Raw genomic sequence first — 17415 nt, forward strand, 5'->3', positions numbered from 1 at the left:
TCGATGCGGCGCTCCTCTGACCTTCCGGTCGACTTGCCACGTCGCGGCTTCACCGGCCGTGGCGTCCTGATCGCTCTTGGCGGTCTGTTCTTGTTCGTCCTCTTCTTCGGCCGGGCGATCGCCCGGTTCTACGTCGATTTCCTCTGGCACGACGCGCTCGGGCGCGGTGACGTGTTCTGGGGCGTGATCGGCGCGAAGGTGGTGTTGTTCGTCGGGTTCTTCTTGATCTTCGCCATCCTCGCCGGGATCAACCTGTTCGTGGCCGACAGGACGGCGCCGGAGTCGTTTCCGGCCAACGTGCACCCGTACGTCGAGCGGTTCCATGAAGTGTTCGGCCGGAGACTGCGGTTGCTCCGCTACCTGGTCGCGCTGTTGTTCGCGATCCTGCTGGCGATCCCGGCGATCGCTCGATGGGAAGAGTGGCTGCTGTTCCGGAACTCGCAGGACTTCGGCATCGCCGATGCGCAGTTCGGCAACGACGTCGGTTTCTACGTGTTCGAGCTGCCGTTCCTCACCTTCGTACTCGACTGGATGTTCGCCGCCGTCGTCATCGTCTTGCTCCTGACGATCGCTGCGCACGTCCTCAACGGCGGGGTCGTGTTCGTGTCGCCCGCACCGGTGGTGAGCGCTGCCACCAAGACCCATGTCGCCGTGCTGCTGGCGGTGCTGGCTGTACTCAAGGCCGGCGACTACTGGCTCGACCGCTACGAGCTCACCAACGCACAGACCGGCATCGTGCAAGGAGCGACGTACTCGGTCGTCAACGCGCAGATCCCTGCGATCATGCTGCTGATCCTCATCGCGTTGTTGACGTCGTTGCTGTACTTCTCGGTCGCCAAGACCGGTTCGTTCCGACTGCCGGTCATCGCGTCGGCGTTGTGGTTCGTCGTGTCGATCGTCGGCGGTGTCATCTATCCGGCTGCCGTGCAAGGGCTCGTCGTCAACCCCAACCAGGGCACCCGTGAAGCCGAGTTCATCGAGCGCAACGTCCTCGCGACCCGTGAGGCCTACGGACTGGCCGAGGTCGAGGTCCGCCAGGTCGAATTCCAGCCGTTGACCGCCGCCGACGTCGAGTCCGACATCGAGGCGTTCGACAACGTGCGCCTGTTGAACCCGGCGCGCATGCTCAACCGGTTCATCTTCGACCGTGGTGACGAGGCCGGGCTCACCATCGACGACCTCGACGTCGACCGCTACGAATTCGGGCTCACCCCCGAGGCGGGCCCGGAGCAGACGCTGGTCGCCGCGCTCGAACTCGATCTCACGGGTGTGACCAACCGGAGCTGGCAGGGCCTCCATCTGATCAACACGCACGGCTGCGGCATCATCACGGCCCCGGCGAGCATCGTGCAAGCCAACGATCGTCCCGCGTATCAGCTGCTCGACCTCGATCGCCCGGAGCTCTACTTCAGCCCGTCGCTGACCGGCTACGCGATCACCAACACCGAGGTGCGCGAAGACCCCTGCGACGGCACCACCGACGAAACCTATGAAGGCGACCTCGGGGTGCGCGTCGGCTCGATCGTTCGACGGGCCGCGTTCGCTCTGGCGTTCCTCGACTACAACCTGCTCGCGTCCGGTGCGATCAGCAGCGATTCGCAGATGCTGTGGGTGCGCAGCGTCAACGATCGCCTCGAGAAGCTGGCGCCGTTCCTCAGCTACGACGCCGACCCGTATCCCGCCGAACTGGATGGTCGAGCCGTCTGGGTCGTCGATGCGTACACCACCACGTCTCGGTACCCGTATTCCGAGAGCGTCGGTGACGTGCAACTCTCGAGCAACTCGGGCCTGTCGGCGAGCGACAATTACATCCGCAACAGCGTCAAGGCAGTCGTCGACGCCTACACCGGCGAGGTCACGCTCTATGTGATCGACCCCGACGACCCGATCATCCAGGCATGGCAGAGCGCCTTCCCCGACCTGTTCACCAACTTCGAACTGATGCCGTCCGAACTGCGTGAGCACCTGCGCTACCCGGAGGACCTGTTCCGGGTGCAGACCGACCGGTACTCGAAGTACCGCATCGACCCTGGTCTGTTCTTCGAGCGTCAGGGGGCGTGGTCGGTCGCTCAGGCTCCCGGCATCAGCCCGAACGCGCGGTCGTCGACGCCGGCGACCACCGCGACGCCGACCGCGGCGTCGAACACGTTCGCACGCGAGTCCAACACCGAGCGTTTCACCCCGTACTACACCTACTTCGACACCAGCGAGCAAGGCGAGCCCCGCGACGAGGAGTTCGTCATCTTCCGGCCCTTCGTCGAGTTCTCGACGGCCGATCAGCGCACGCAGTTGCAGGCGTACATGGTCGCCTCCTCCGAACCCGACACGTACGGTCGCCTCATCACCTATGAGGTCGCTGCCGGTGCCGACGGGCAGCTGCCCGATGGCCCACTCCGTGTGGCCTCGAGTGCCGAGTCCAGCGCCGAGATCTCGCGACGCATCTCGCTCGACAACCAAGAAGACGGTGGCACCCAGGTTCGCTTCGGTGACCTCCAGGCCGTGCCGGTCGCCGACGGGTTGATCTACGTCAGGCCGTACTACGTCAGCGTGGCGCAGGAGAGTCGTCGGATCACCGAGACCACCGAATACCGCCGCGTGATCGTCACCTACGACGAGCGGTCGGTCATCTCCGAGACGATCGGTGGAGCGCTCGCACAGCTGTTCCCCGGTTTCGACGGTGATGCCGGCGATCGGTTGTCGGGTGTCGTGGTCAGTGACGACAGCGACGACCTCGCGCCTGCGGATCCCACCGAAGACGGCGGTGACACCGCGATCGTGCTCGACGACAACGCCGAAGCGATCCTGCTGCAGATCGACTCGGTGCTCCTCGCTGCCGACGACGCCTTGTCGTCGGGCGATCTCGGCTTGTACCAGGCGCGGATCCAGGAAGCGAACGCCCTGATCGACGAAGCGATCTCGACGCTCGGCCTGGCCGCCACGCTCGGCGGCGAGACGGGCTCAGACGCCGAGGAGCCAGCCGACGACGCCAACGACGGCGCCAACGACGAGGCCAACGACGACGCCAACGACGACGCCAGCGACGGTGAGGCCAGCGACGACGGCAACTGAGACGGCAACAGGGCAGTCAGTCGACCAGCGGTCGGCCGGTGTCGACCGCTCAGCGAACGGTCGGGCGGCGGAAGCGTTCGGCGATCTCGGCGAGGTCTTCGCGGAACTGGATCTCGTAGCGTGCCTGTTCGTTCGCCAAGCGCTCCTGGCCGGAGGTGACGTCGTCGAGCCGCTGCTCCAACACGCCGATCTCGAGTTCGGTGCTGCGTCGGTGCAACTCGTCGAGTTCGTTGCCCATCTCGGTCAGCTGATTGGTGAGCTCGACCGAGACCCGGTCGACGCGTCCGTCGATGGCGGCCATCTTCTCCGCGAGCTGTGCGATGTCGTCGGTCTTGCGGGCGGTGTCGCCAGCGACCAGTGCCAGGTCGGCGAGATGTGTTCGCTGATCGTCGACGCTCGCCGACAACGCGTCGAGTTGTGCTGACAGCCGCTGTTCGACGTCGCCGAGTCGGCGTTCGTCGACGAGCGCCGGTGCGGGCTCGGCCGGGGGCGTCGTGACGGTGGTCGTGAGGTCTTCGAGCCGTCGGGCCAGATCGGCCTTTGCGGCATCGGCTGCGTCGAGGCGTTCGTAGACCTGACGCAGCTCGGCCTGTAGTGCCGAGAGTTGTTCGGCTGCCTCGTTGCGCTTGTTGAAGAGTCCCATGAATCCCTGTTCTCAGATGTACCTGGGACAAATGTAGCTGACTACTGTTCGGAGATGGCTGGATACGACACCCCGAAGAAGATCCTTCTCGACGAGTCGGAGATGCCGACGCAGTGGTACAACATCGTCGCCGATCTGCCCACGCCGCCACCGCCGGCGCTGCATCCGGGCACCCATCAGCCAGCCGGCCCCGACGATTTCGCACCGCTGTTCCCGATGGCGCTGATCGAACAAGAGGTCACCACCGAGCGCTACGTCGACATTCCGGGTGCGGTGCTCGACGTCTACAACATCTGGCGTCCGAGTCCGCTGTTCCGGGCGAAGCGGCTCGAGCAGCTGCTCGACACCCCGGCGCGCATCTACTACAAGTACGAAGGCGTCTCCCCGGCTGGCTCGCACAAGCCGAACACCTCCGTGCCGCAGGCCTACTACAACCATCAGGAAGGCATCACGAAGCTGACGACCGAGACCGGCGCTGGCCAGTGGGGCAGTGCGCTCGCGTTCGCCACCGCGCAGTACGGGATGGAGTGCGAGATCTGGCAGGTCGCCGCGTCGTACCAGCAGAAGCCACACCGCAAGACGATGATGGAGATCTGGGGCGCAACACTGCATTCGAGCCCGTCGGAGCTGACCGAGTTCGGTCGGTCGCTGCTCGCCGAGAACCCTGATCACCCCGGTTCGCTCGGCATCGCCATCTCCGAGGCGGTCGCCATGTGCGTTGCCGACCCGAAAGCTCGCTACGCCCTCGGGTCAGTGCTCAACCACGTACTCATGCATCAGACGATCATCGGCGAAGAAGCGCTGCTGCAGCTGGCGAAGATCGACGAAACCCCCGATCTCCTCGTCGGCTGCACCGGTGGCGGCTCGAACTTCGGCGGCCTCGCCTTCCCGTTCCTGCGCGAGAAGCTGGCGGGCAAGATGAACCCGACGATCCGTTGCGTCGAGCCCGCTGCCTGCCCGACGCTCACGAAGGGCGAGTATCGCTACGACTTCGGCGACACCGCCGGCATGACACCGTTGATGAAGATGCACACGCTCGGTCACAGCTTCATCCCCGAGCCGATCCATGCCGGCGGTCTGCGCTACCACGGGATGGCGCCGCTCGTGTCGCACGTCTACGAAGAGGGCCTCGTCGAGGCGATCGCGATCCCGCAGCGCGAGTGTTTCGCCGCGGCGATCGACTTCGCCAAGACCGAGGGCATCGTTCCTGCGCCGGAGCCGACCCACGCGATCGCGGCAGCCGTCCGCGAAGCGCTGGCATGCAAGGAATCCGGCGAGGAGAAGGTCATCCTCACCGCACTGTGCGGCCACGGTCACCTCGACCTCGCGAGCTATGAGAAGTACCTGAGCGGCGAGATGGTCGACTACGACCTGCCCGACTCGGCGATTGCCGAGGCGATGAAATCGGTGCCCGTTCTCGCCTGAGTTCATCGGCTGGTCGCCGCGGGTTCCAGCTGCACACTGCGAGGCATCGCTGCTCGCAGTGGTCGTCGGGTGAAATGTTGAGCCAGCCTTGAGTCGAGCTGCGGCCCCCAGCTGTCGATGACAGTCTGATGCGGGCGGCGCAATCGAGGCGAGGGTCGAGGACCGGATGGCTTGGCGTGGTCGTCGCGCTGCTGTTGGCAGCCGCGGGCTCGTGGGCGTATGTCGCCTCGAACTCCGAAGCCAGCGAGCGCGAACTGACGAACGTGCGTGACGAAGACCGCCTGATCGATGCTCGATGGTCCCTCGAGCGAGCCGGACTCGATCTGCTGATCGCCGGAATGCTCGAAGGCTTCGGCATCGAGGACGCGCCCGCCGAGCGCCGCGAGTCGGCGGCGGATCGGATTCGTGTCGCCTACCAGACACTGGTGGAGGTCGCTGCGACCGACGGGCCGGCAGCGACGCGAGCCACCGTCGTCGTCGAGGCGCTCGACGACGACATCGCCCTCAGCGCGACCGACGCTGATCTCGTCGAGCTCTACTGGGCCGTCGAAGCCGTGCGCTGGGCGGATGAGTCGGTGCCTGCAGCGACGCGTTTCGATGCGCTCAACGAACTCGGCTTCATTGCGGCCTTGCCGGATCACATCCTCGTCGAGGGACTCGTGGCGCTCGCCGACGTCGAGTCGTTCCCGATCGATCCCGAGCTGACGTCACTCCACGAGGTCGTGCTCGACGTCGTTCGTGTCGATGGGGGCTGGCTCGCCGCCGACCCGCCGGCACCGTTGTCGGAGTCCGAGTGGTTCGATATCGAGAACGCTCGATCGGCGTTTCCGGCAGAGACCGCCGCGGTCGAGGAACTGATCGCCACGAGTGAGCTGGTCGGCTTCGACGACTGGATGCGCGAGTTCGGGGAATCGACTGCGCCGCCTCCGCTGGCGACCGACGAACTGCTGGCGATGGTGGACGACGTGCGTACCGACGTCGTCGCGGTCGTCGATCCTGTCCTCGACGCCGAACTCGACGCTGCCGTTGCCGAGCTCGACGCCGCGATCGAGTCCGATCGACGGCTCCAGATGGCGGCCATCGGTCTCATGGCCGTCGCGATCGTCGTCGCTGCCGTCGGCGTGGCGCGACTGTGGGCCGTCCGCCGAGCGACTCGCCAACTCTCCGACCTCGCCCTTCGCGACGCACTGACCGGCGTCGGAAATCGCCACGCCCTCGACGAGACGGTCAGGTCGGCGCTCTCGGCGAGCGGCCTCGAGCATCATGTCATCGTCATGGTCGACCTCGACCGGTTCAAGATGGTCAACGACGTCTACGGACATGCATCGGGCGACGCCGTGTTGGTCGAGGTCAGTGCACGTCTGCAACGCATCGTCGAGACGATCGCCGCCGCCACGCCGGGCGGTCGCGGCGCCGTCGTTCGGCTCGGCGGCGACGAGTTCCTGCTGGCGCTCCATGCCGCCGCCGAGGTGCCGCTCGATGTCGTGCACGCCTACCTGGAGCAAGCCCGCAGCGAAACGCTCACGCTCGATGTCGACGGCATCGCCGAAGTGATCGTGCCCGACTTCAGTCTGGGTCTCGTCGACTGCCGAGGTCGAGGTGACCTCGACGAACTGATGACCGCTGCGGATCTCCGGGCGTACGCCGACAAGGAACGGCGATCGGCGCTCAGCTCACGAGCACGGTTGACCGATGGCGTGATCGACGGGCCGACTCCGACCATCTGACGCAACGTGGAGCGCTCGCCGACGTCACAGCGCCAGCCTGAGGTCATCCGCTGGCGGGTTCGACGGGAGCGGGCTCGGCCACCGTTGCCGGAACGGACTTCGTCTGTCCGATGACGATCATCGCGAGCGCCGCGATGACGGCGGCCATGGCGAGCGCCTGCAGCCAGGTGATCGTCTCGCCCAACGCGAGCCAGGCGAGCGCCGTCGACGCCACCGGAATGAACAACGTGAACGTCGAGCCGACCCACAGCGGGATTCGCTGCAACGACCAGTTCATCAACGAGTGTCCGACGATGCCCGACCCGATGATCATCACGACCAACCAACCCCAGTTGGACGCGTTCGGAAACGACAGGTCTTGGCCGATCGGCAACCCGATCGCGATGCAGATCGCCGCGGTCCAGATCGAGGTGCCCGCGGTGAACTCCGTCGAAGACATCCGGCCACGCGACTGTTTCGACGCGATGAAGTAGGCGCTCCAGGAGAACATCGCACCCGCCGCGAGGAGGTCGCCTCGGAGGCTGCGGATGTCGTCGTTGGCCGCCGACGTCACGACCACGAACGCGCCGGCGAGCGCCACGATCGACCAGATGGCGTCGTTCACCCGGATCTTCTCGCCGAAGAAACGCGCCGCGATGACACCGACCACGATCGGTTGCAACGAGCCGATGATCGTCGCATTGACGACGCTGGTCTCCTTCACCGCCGAGAAGAACAGGACGATGTCGGCCCCCAACGCCAGGCCTCCCCACATCGACTTGCGGATGATGCCGAGATCGAGACGGACGCCTCGGGCGCGCATCCAGATGACGAGCAGGATGAAGAAGGTCCCGAATCGGTACGCACCGATCGCGAGCGCGTCCATGTCGAGATACTTGGCGAGAATGGTTCCTGTCGACCATGCCGTTACGGCGATGCCGGCACCGACGAGGCCGCGTGGGACCTCGCGCGGGTCCACTCGCTGTTCGACGGTCGCGGTCACGCGGCGAGGCTACTCACCGACCCGTCGACGACCCAGCTCGAAGCGCAGGGACCCACCCTCGGGTCGTGCTCAGATGTCGATGCGCAGCGGCGGTGTCTTGAAGCTCTGGTTGCCCGCCGCGTCGCGGGCTCGCACCTGGTACCAGTGGCTGCCCGCCGCTGGGGCCGGGATCACCGCGGTCGGATCGGTGACCAGCACGATCTCGACGTTGTTGCGGTACACCACGTAGTCGACGACGCCGACGTCGTCGGCCGACGGGCCCCAGGTGAGGGTGACGTCTCCGTTGGCCTCGACCACTCCGGCGAGGTTCTGCGGCGTGGTCGGCGGCGTCGAATCGGCGCCCTCCACGACGAACTCGATCGGTGGGGTCTTGAAGCTCTCGTTGCCCGCAGCGTCTCGGGCCCGGACCTGGTACCAGTGGCTGCCTGCCGCCGGCGTCGGGATCGTCGCGGTCGCCTCGGTCACCGTGTCGATCACGACGCCATTGCGGAAGACGAGATAGTCGACCACACCGACGTCGTCGCTCGATGCGGTCCATGTGAGGACGGCGTCACCGTTGCCGTCGAGTGTCGCTGCGAGGTTCTGTGGCGTGGTGGGCGCGGAGGTGTCGACCGCCGGGTCGGGAGCGATCGTGACCCGCAACGGTGGGGTCTTGAAGCTCTCGTTGGCCGCAGCGTCTCGGGCTCGCACCTGATACCAATGGTCGCCGACCGCCGGGGCCGTGATCGTGGTGGTCGGTCCGGGCACCGTGGCGATCACGACGTTGTTGCGGTAGACGTCGTACTCGACGACGCCGACATCGTCGCTCGATGCCGTCCAGATCAGCGTGACGTCGCCGTTGGCTTCGATGTCGGCTGCGAGATCCTGTGGCGTGGTCGGTGCTGTTGTGTCCCCTGCGTCGATGGTGACCTGGACCGGCGGGGTCCGGAAACTCTGGTTGCCGGCAGCGTCGAAGGCCAGTACTTGGTACCAATGGTCGCCGGCGGCCGGCGTCGGAATCGTCGCCGTGATGTCGACGACCTCGTCGATCTGAGCGCCATTGCGCAGGACGCGGTAGCCGACGACACCCAGGTTGTCGGTCGACGCCGTCCAGGTGAGCGTGACGTCGCCGTTGGCCTCGATGTCGGCGGCGAGGTCGCCGGGCGTGGTCGGCCGTGTCGTGTCGGGGCCGTCATCGGCTCGGAACACCTGCGTCGTCGCGGAGCGGTTCCCCGTGGAGTCCATCGCCCGCACGAAGTAGCGGTCGTCGGCCGTGCCGTTCGGATCGCGGAACGTCTGGATCGAGATGAACGAGGCGAACACCGAGTCGTTCTTCAGGATCTCGTAGCGGACCTGACCGCCACGATCGTCGACGGAACCCGTCCATGCGAGGTTCACGCCGTCGCCGACGAGCTCGGCGGTCGGGTTGGTCGGCGGTTCGGGCGGCGTGGTGTCGGTGGCGCAGAAGCGGGCGAACCCGCCGACGTAGCGGGCGACGTTGCCGTCGAAGCTGCCGCGGTTGAAGTCGCCGCCGGTCCAGAGACAGTCCACCGAGTCGGCGAACAGTTCCCAGGAGCCTTCGCCGCGCTGGGTCCCGATCTGGGGGTACCAGTCGTACTGATCGTGGCTGGCGCCGATCGTGCCATCGAACGCCGCCATCCATCGGGTCGGGAGCCGCGAGGTCCAGCCGGTGAGCGCCGGGAAGAAGATCGTGTCGGCATACGAGTAGGTGTCGCCGTTGGCGTGGCTTCCTTGGTACACCACCCCGTTCAGTTCGGCGAGGGCCTGGCCGTCACCCCACGGGTGCGTCACGTAGCTCCGCAGGAGTTGGTAGTCCGAGGTCCGGTAGGCCTGCGTGTTGTGCTGAGAACCGGTCTGCCACACTTCGTCGCCGAGCGACAGGATCGCCTGCTGGTACGAGTTGAACACGTTCTGGGTGTAGGTGCGGACCCACGGTTGGAGGCCGGTGATCAGCTGCCCGTTGTTCGGGGAGAACGGCGCCATGCCGATCGACCACACCCCGTTGGCGTAGAAGAAATTGCCGACGACGTAGACGCGGTCGGGCGTGGCGTCGACGTCGAACACGATCCCATCGACGTTGGGCAAGAACGCGCCGTCGGCGTTGCCCGTCGCCAGGTTGACCCGAGCGATCCGGCCGGTGTTCTTGGTGTCGCCGTTGGTGCCGGTGATGCGGGTGAAGTTGCCGCCGATGTAGAGGAAGTCGCCCTCGATGTCGAGCGCCCGGGCAATCGGACGTTGGGTGCTCCCGGTGAGGGTGAGGTTGACGCGCCAGTTCGCGACGACAGCGCCTGACACCGGGTCGATCGCGGCGACGCCGCGGGTGTTGGCTTCGCCGTTGACGTTGGTGAACTGGCCGGCGACGATGAGTCGGCCATCGTCGGTGACCTTCAGATCCCAGACGTTGCCGTCGAGCGTTGGTCGGAACGTGTCGATCCAGGCGCCGGTCTCGCGGTCGAAGGCAGCGAGGAACGGCTGGTCGAATCGCTGACGTGTCGATGCGATCTCGACCTGGGTGAACTTGCCACCGACGAAGATCATGCCGTCGTACTCGGCGATCGCTGCGACACGGATGTTGGTGTTGGGGAACGAGTCGTTGTTCGAGTTCTCGCCGACGACACCAGCGGCGAGGATCTCGGTGCGTTCGGACACCACTGGGCTCGCAGCGACCGGCTGCGCTGGCAGGCCGGTGTCGGGGATCGGGTCGGCCGCGGCGGCGGGAGCACCGCTGAGCGCCATGGTCGACGTGAGCGCCACCGCACACATCGCGGTTGACAGCGCCCGGCGTCGAGTCGACCGACGCGACGTGGACGATGGCAACCCGCTCGGCGACCGCTCGCCCGACCGGTTCGCCGTGTGGCTGTTCGTCGTTGCGTGGCTGTTCGTCGTCGCGTGGCGCTGTACCGCGTTCTTCGCCGTCATCGTCCGTCCGCTCATCGGTGTTCCGCCCTCCGCGCTTTGCGCGCACGATCCGCATCGTGCTTCGGCAATTCTACGATCCAGCTTGAGGCAGTGCGGACAAGAGTTGCACAGGGTGCGGTCAGTGCAACCGCTCTGGGTGGTTGAGTTCGCGCGAGGAGGAGAGTCGACAGTTCGGCGACGCTCGGACGGCCGGTGATGTCCCCGGGAGTCTCGGGCGCATCCGAGAGTTTCCTCGACGCCGTCGGCGGCCTGCATCGGTCGTCGCCATCTGCCCAGGGCGCGCGGGTCGGTTCCCTCGTGAGTCGTGCTGGTGCGATGTCCTGGTCGGTGATCCCGGTCGGTGATCCCGGTCAGATATCGACGCGCAGGGGTGGGGTCTTGAAGCTCTCGTTGCCGGCGGCGTCGACGGCGCGGACCTGATACCAGTGGCTCCCGGCGGCCGGGGTTGCGATGACCGCAGCTGATTCCGTGACCGTGGCGATCTCGACGTTGTTGCGCGTGACGATGTAGCCGGTCACCCCGACGTCGTCGCTCGACGGATCCCAGCTGAGCGTGACGTCGCCATTCGCCTCGATGACCGCAGCGAGATCCTGCGGTGTCGACGGGCGCGTGACGTCAGGACCATCGATCGTGACCCGCAGCGACGGCGTCTTGAAGCTCTCGTTGCCGGCGGCGTCGACCGCTCGGACCTGATACCAGTGATCGCCGGCGGCCGGGGTTGCGATGACCGCAGTTGGTTCGGTGACCGTGGCGATCTCGACGTTGTTGCGATACACGATGTAGCCGGTGACGCCGATGTTGTCGGTGGACGGGGTCCAGGTGAGGGTGACGTCTCCGTTCGCCTCGATGGTCGCGGCGAGGTCGGCAGGGGTGGTCGGTCGAGCGGTGTCGGGGCCGGCGACCTCGAAGGCCAGCGGCGAGGTCTTGAAGCTCTCGTTGCCGGCGGCATCGCGAGCCTGCACCTGATACCAGTTCGTGCCTTCGGGAGGTGTCGGGATCACGGCGGTTGGGTCGGTGACGGTGTCGATGACCGCACCGTTGCGGTACACGAGGTAGTCGACCACGCCGATGTTGTCGGTGGACGGGGTCCAGGTGAGGGTGACGTCGCCGTTCGCCTCGAGCAGGCCGGCAAGGTCGGCAGGGGTGGTCGGGCGCGTCGTGTCGGGGCCGGCGATCTCGAGTTCGGCGGACGGGGTCCGCACGCTCTCGTTGCCGGCCGCGTCGTACGCGCGGACCTGGTACCAGTGACGTCCCGGCGTGGGGTCGATCACGGTGTGGGTCGTGTCGACCACGTCGGCTATCTGCACGCCGGCGTCAGTGACGTAGTAGCCCGTGACACCGACGTTGTCGGTCGACGCCGTCCACGTGAGTACCACGTCGCCGTCGTCGTCGATGGTGGCCGTCAGGTCGGTCGGGAACGTCGGGCGTGTCGTGTCGTCGGGTTCGGGCCCGTCGATGATGATCTGCACCGATGGGGTGTTGAACCCTTCGTTGCCGGCAGCGTCGTACGCGCGGACCTGGTACCAGTGTGGGCCGGGTTCGGGAGCGCTGATCGTGAGTGTGGTCTCGGTGATGTCGCCGATGCGCTCGCCGGTGTCGAAGACGTAGTAGCCCACGACGCCGATGTTGTCGGTCGCTGCCGTCCAGGTGAGGGTCACGTCGCCGTCGTCCTCGACGACCGCCGTGAGATCCTGCGGGGTCGACGGACGGGACGTGTCGTTGCCGGCTGCGGTGAACACGCGTGTCGTCGCGGAGTAGTTGCCGGCATCGTCGCGAGCTCGCACGAAGTATCGGTCGGTGGCGGTTCCGTCGGCGTCGCGGAACGACGTGATGTTGATGAACGACGCGAGCACGCGATCGTTCTTCAGGATCTCGTAGCGCACGCGGCCATCGCGGTCGTCTTCCGAGCCGGTCCAGGTCAGGTTGACGCCGTTGCCCGACAGGGTCGCGTTCGGATCGGTAGGCGGTTCGGGTGGGACGGTGTCGGTGGCGCAGAACTTGGCGAACCCTCCCACGTAGCGTGCGACGTTGCCGTCGAAACTGCCGCGGTTGAAGTCGCCGCCTGCCCACATGCAGCCGGTGGAGTCACCGAAGAGGGCCCAGCCGCCTTCGCCGAACTGGGTGCCGATCTGGGGATACCAGTCCATCTGCTCGTGGGTCGCCGGATCGAACGCGACGAGCCAGCGCGCCGGTTGGCGCGACGTCCATCCGTCGAGCCCTGGCCAGCGGACGGCGTCTCGGTAGAGGAACGTGTCGCCGTTGGCGTGCGAACCCATGTACACCACGCCGTCGAGGTCGTCGATGACCTGGGCGTCGCCGTACGGGTTGCTCACCCACGAGCGGATCAAGCCGAAGTCGCTGCGCCGGTAGGCCTGATAGAGGTGCTCACTGCCGGCGAGCCAGACGTCGTTGCCGACTTCCAGGACCCCCTGTTGGTAGGAGCGGTCGACGCGGTTGACCGAGGTACGCACGAAGGGCTGGAGGCCGGGGACGAGTTGCGCGTTGGAGGCCTGGACGATGCCGAGGCCCACCGACCACGTTCCGTTGACGTAGTAGAAGTTGCCAGCGGCGTAGACGCGGTCGCCGGCGGCGTCGACGTCGAACACGATGCCGTCGATGTTGGGCAGGAAGGTGCCGTCGCCGCGGCCGGTGTCGGCGTCGACGCGAGCGAGGTTCGCGGCGTTGCGCTCCTGGCCGTCGCTGCCGGAGATGCGAGTGAAGTTGCCGGCGAGGTAGATCGATCCGTTCTCGACGTCGAGTGCTTTCACGAGTGCGCGTCGCGTCGAACCGGTGAGGCGGATCCCGACGGTGAAGTCGGTGTCGACGGCGCCGGTGATCGGATCGAGCTTGGCGAAGGCAGCGGTGCGTCCGGCGCCGTTGACGTTGGAGAACTGGCCTCCGATCAGCAGGTCGCCGTCAGGCGCGACGTCGAGGTCCCACACGTTGCCGTCGAGCACCGGTCGGAACGTGTCGATCCATGCGCCGGTGTTGCGATCGAACGCTGCCAGGTACGACTGGTTGACGGTGCCGCCGGCGTTGCCGTTCGGCTGTACGCCGGTGAACTTGCCGCCGACATAGATGGTGTCGCCGATTTCGGTGAATCCGGCGACCATGATGTCGATCTGCGGGAACGTGTCGTTCGCCTTGTTGACGCCGACGACACCGGCCTGCAACGGTTCGGTGCGCTCCGACACGAGCGGGCTGGCAGAGATCGCCTGGGCGGGGAGACCGTCGTCGGGGATCGGGTCGCCAGCGGGGCCGGGGTCGGGCTCGGGATCGGGACCGGCGATCGGGGTGACGGTGAAGCGCTGATTGGGGTTGGCGTGGCAGGGCCACTGGATGAAGAGCGCGCCGTCGGCGACCGCCGCGCCGTTGACGTCGATGCAGTTGCCGGAGTGCGAGAAGACGAGGGTGTCGTTGGCGCCGCTCGTCAAGACGCGGTCGCTCGAGCCGTCACAGTTCGCGAGGACGAGCGGCGCGGCGGATCCGTTGCCGCCGTCGGTGGCGCGGATGCACCGGTTCGACTCGATCTGGCGGATCATGTTGCCGCTGCCCGACGGGACGAACTGGAAGACCTGCGAGTCGCGGCCGTCGCACGTCTGCTGGACGACGGTGGCGCCGGCCTGGAGCCCGGAGGTGTCGACGCACTTGTTCGAGTGCTGGACGCGCAGGAGCACTTCCCCGGCGGCCTGGGCCGGCTGGGCGCCGGTTGTCACGAACGCGAGCGATGCCGCGAGGGCGAGGGCTGCCACGAGTCGGGCAGCGCTGGAGAAGACGCCACGAGGTGACGCCGTGTGGGTGATGACCATCTGAGTCCGCCCTCAATGGTGGGTCCCGACGGCGATGTCGCCGGGGGTGTTGTTGTCGTGCTGGGTGGTGCTGGCTCGTCTGGTCGTGCCGGTGGGCTCGACGTCGTTGCCTGGTGTTCGTGCTGTTCGTGCTGTTCGTGCTGTTCGGGTGGTGCCTGGTGTTCGGGTAGTGCGTGTGTTCGGGGGGTTCGTGTCGCTGGTGTCGTGCTCGTACGGACGTGCCGGACGGTCGACCGCTCCGCGCAGTCGATGCCGCCAACGCTGGAACGTCACGATCCTGGATCGTAACGATCGCTTGAGACAGCGTCGAGGGGCGATGCGCGTCCTTGACGCGAACTTGACCGGCCCGGAAGCTGCGGAGTCGGTACCGTCTGCGATGTGCGATCACGAACACTGCCCACGCTGACTCTGGTGTTGACTCTGGCGGCGGCTGGACTCGTGGCGTGTAGCGACGGCGACGACGAATCGGCTCCGACGACCGAAGTGACGACGAGTGATTCGTCCGGCGGTCCGACGACGGTGTTGTTCAACGAGTTGGAGGGTACGTCGAGCGAGACGCTCCCCGAGGGTGAGGCCGGCGTCGGGATCGACGACGAGACGATCATCGCGACCGATGACGGGCAGATCCCGACCACGACGCTCGAGCCTGCCGGAACGGGCGAGGACGCTCGCCCTGACGAGTCGGTGACCTCGACGACGCTGGCCCCGGTGCCACCGCCGCCAGCGGAGGAGATCTCGCGGATCGTGAGTCTGTCGGCGACCCACACCGAGATGCTGTTCTCGATGGGTCTCGGGGAGAGCATCGTCGCCGTCGACGTCGAGTCCGATTTTCCGGCCGAGGCGGTCGCATTGCAACGCGACGACATCGCCGATGATCTCGCGCAGATCGATCCGATCCTCGCGCTCGATCCCGACGTCGTGGTCCTTGGCGACGACCCCACGGATATCGCGTCCCGGTTGTCGGCGCAGGGCGTGGCGACGTATTCCGGGCCGATGCCCGCCGATCTCGCTGGCGTGTTCCAGCAGTTCGCCGATCTGGCCGAGATCGTCGGTCGCCCCGACCTCGCCGAGGATGTCGTCGCGGCGATGCGTGCTGACATCGACGAGATCATCGCGTCGTTGCCGCCAGCCGACGCCGATGGCACGCGGGGGACGTTCTTCTTCGAATTGGACCCGTCGTTGTTCTCGGTGAACGACGACACCTTCGTGTCGAACCTGCTCGAAGAACTCGGGCTGGTGAACATCGTCACCGACGGCGATCCGTTCGTGCAGGTGGCCCCTGATGCGGTGGTCGCGGCCGACCCGGACGTGATCGTGCTCGGCGACGCCGAGTGTTGTGGCGTCACCCTCGATGTGGTTGCTGCTCGCCCCGGATGGAGCGACATCGCCGCCGTCCAGTCCGGTGCTGTGGTGTCGGTCGGCGACGACATTCGCCAGCGGTGGGGCCCGCGGCTCGTCGACATGTTGCGCACCGTTGCCGGTGGCATCATCGCCGCCAACTGACCTGGTGGGAACCGCCTACCGACAGGTGTGTCGATGACGGCTCGCCGCCGACCGAGCGGGCCGCTCCCGCGCCGTGGCCTGTCGAACCTCGATCGTTCGCAGCGACGCTGCCGATGGGGCGAGTAGCCGGCAGCGGCACGGGCCACGGTACGGGTGCCGGTCGGTGCGCCGGTGCTGGTGCACTGATCACGACCGCGCTTGGAGGTCGGGGCGGTCGTGTTGGACACTGATCTCGTGGATGACGACCATTCCCCAGCTGACATCTCGATCGATCTGCGCCACGACTGGAGCGTCGAGGAGGCCGAAGCGTTGATCGCCCGCCCGTTCCACGACCTGCTCGCCGATGCGCACGCCGTGCATCGCGCTCGGTTCGATCCGCATGTCGTCGAGGCAGCGATCTTGCTGTCGATCAAGACGGGTGCGTGTCCGGAGGACTGTGCGTACTGTCCGCAGGCGGCGACGTGGAACACCGACCTCGGCCCGGAGCCGCTGATGGACACCGCATCGATCATCGAGTCGGCGCGGGCGGCGCAGGCGAACGGGGCGACTCGGTTCTGTATGGGTGCGGCATGGCGTTCGCCCAACGATCGTCAGGTCGGCCGTGTCGCCGAGGCCGTGCAGGCCGTCGCCGACTTGGGGATGGAGACGTGTGTGACGCTCGGGATGCTGACCGCCGCGCAGGCCGACACGCTCGCCACCGCGGGCCTCGACTTCTACAACCACAATCTCGACACGTCGCCCGAGTTCTACGGGGAGGTGATCACCACTCGAACCTACGACGATCGTCTCGAGACCTTGGCGAACGTCCGCACCACGCCCATCAAGTTGTGCACGGGTGGCATCGTGGGCATGGGCGAGAGTCGTCGTGATCGTGCTGGTCTGCTCGTGCAGTTGGCGCAGCTCGATCCGCATCCGGAGAGCGTTCCGATCAACTTGTTGGTGAAGGTGCCCGGCACGCCGCTGGCCGAGGTCGACGATCTGGATGGCTTGGAGTTGGTGCGTACCATCGCCGCGGCTCGGATCATGATGCCGGCCTCGGTCGTGCGGTTGTCGGCCGGTCGAAACGGTATGAGCGATGAGCTGCAAGCGCTGTGTCTGCATGCTGGTGCGAGTTCGGTGTTCCTCGGTGACAAGCTGTTGACGACCGACAATCCGGGTGAGGACCGTGACCGCGAGTTGTTCGATCGGCTCGACACCGCGGCTGGCGACTTGGCGCATTCCGGTGGGACGTCCGTCGAGGTTCGAGGAGCCCTCACCGGCTCGAGTTGACCGCGAGCGCCGCTCGCTCGTCGAGGTTCCGCTCGGCTGGGCGATCACGATCTGGCCCGCCGTCGAACG

9 protein-coding genes are annotated in these 17415 nt (G+C 66.6%); 5 read left to right on the forward strand and 4 right to left on the reverse strand.

The features are described 5' to 3' along the window. The first annotated feature begins 3 nt into the window (after nt 1-3). Nucleotides 4-3069: a UPF0182 family protein gene (locus ACE37B_RS14315; RefSeq protein WP_409923997.1), complete on the forward strand. Its 3066-nt coding sequence runs from the start codon at nt 4-6 to the stop codon at nt 3067-3069. 49 nt (nt 3070-3118) lie between these two features. Here the strand turns inward: ACE37B_RS14315 and ACE37B_RS14320 are convergent, their stop codons facing one another. After that, entirely contained in the window at nt 3119-3712 is a 594-nt protein-coding gene (locus tag ACE37B_RS14320; protein WP_409923998.1) for a hypothetical protein, read from the reverse strand. Nucleotides 3713-3766: 54 nt separating this feature from the next. Between ACE37B_RS14320 and ACE37B_RS14325 the strand changes: the two genes are divergently transcribed. Both ACE37B_RS14325 and ACE37B_RS14330 read left to right on the forward strand, forming a co-directional pair. Next, nucleotides 3767-5137 (forward strand): TrpB-like pyridoxal phosphate-dependent enzyme, encoded by a 1371-nt coding sequence (locus tag ACE37B_RS14325; protein ID WP_409923999.1) that lies wholly within the window; start codon nt 3767-3769, stop codon nt 5135-5137. 176 nt (nt 5138-5313) lie between these two features. Beyond that, nucleotides 5314-6864, forward strand: coding sequence for a GGDEF domain-containing protein (locus ACE37B_RS14330; RefSeq protein ID WP_409924000.1), 1551 nt, complete (start codon nt 5314-5316; stop codon nt 6862-6864). 43 nt (nt 6865-6907) lie between these two features. Here ACE37B_RS14330 and ACE37B_RS14335 read toward each other — a convergent pair whose 3' ends face one another. The 3 genes from ACE37B_RS14335 to ACE37B_RS14345 all read right to left on the reverse strand — a co-directional run bounded on the left by ACE37B_RS14335 (nt 6908) and on the right by ACE37B_RS14345 (nt 14574). Then, entirely contained in the window at nt 6908-7846 is a 939-nt protein-coding gene (locus tag ACE37B_RS14335) for a DMT family transporter (protein WP_409924001.1), read from the reverse strand. A 69-nt stretch (nt 7847-7915) separates the two neighbouring features. Continuing rightward, the gene (locus ACE37B_RS14340) at nt 7916-10600 is read right to left on the reverse strand and encodes a fibronectin type III domain-containing protein (protein ID WP_409924002.1); all 2685 of its coding nucleotides are present in this window, start codon (nt 10598-10600) and stop codon (nt 7916-7918) included. A gap of 515 nt (nt 10601-11115) precedes the next feature. Next, nucleotides 11116-14574, reverse strand: a complete 3459-nt coding sequence (locus ACE37B_RS14345; RefSeq protein WP_409924003.1) for an RICIN domain-containing protein — start codon at nt 14572-14574, stop codon at nt 11116-11118. 411 nt (nt 14575-14985) lie between these two features. On the opposite strand from ACE37B_RS14345, the gene ACE37B_RS14350 reads away from it, so the two are divergent. Both ACE37B_RS14350 and bioB read left to right on the forward strand, forming a co-directional pair. Continuing rightward, on the forward strand, nt 14986-16077 hold the full coding sequence (locus ACE37B_RS14350; protein ID WP_409924004.1) for an ABC transporter substrate-binding protein: 1092 nt from the start codon (nt 14986-14988) through the stop codon (nt 16075-16077). 234 nt (nt 16078-16311) lie between these two features. After that, entirely contained in the window at nt 16312-17346 is a 1035-nt protein-coding gene (bioB, locus tag ACE37B_RS14355) for a biotin synthase BioB (RefSeq protein ID WP_409924005.1), read from the forward strand. Nucleotides 17347-17415 lie beyond the last annotated feature (69 nt).

This window comes from Ilumatobacter sp. (assembly GCF_046290335.1).
Lineage (GTDB): Bacteria > Actinomycetota > Acidimicrobiia > Acidimicrobiales > Ilumatobacteraceae > Ilumatobacter_A.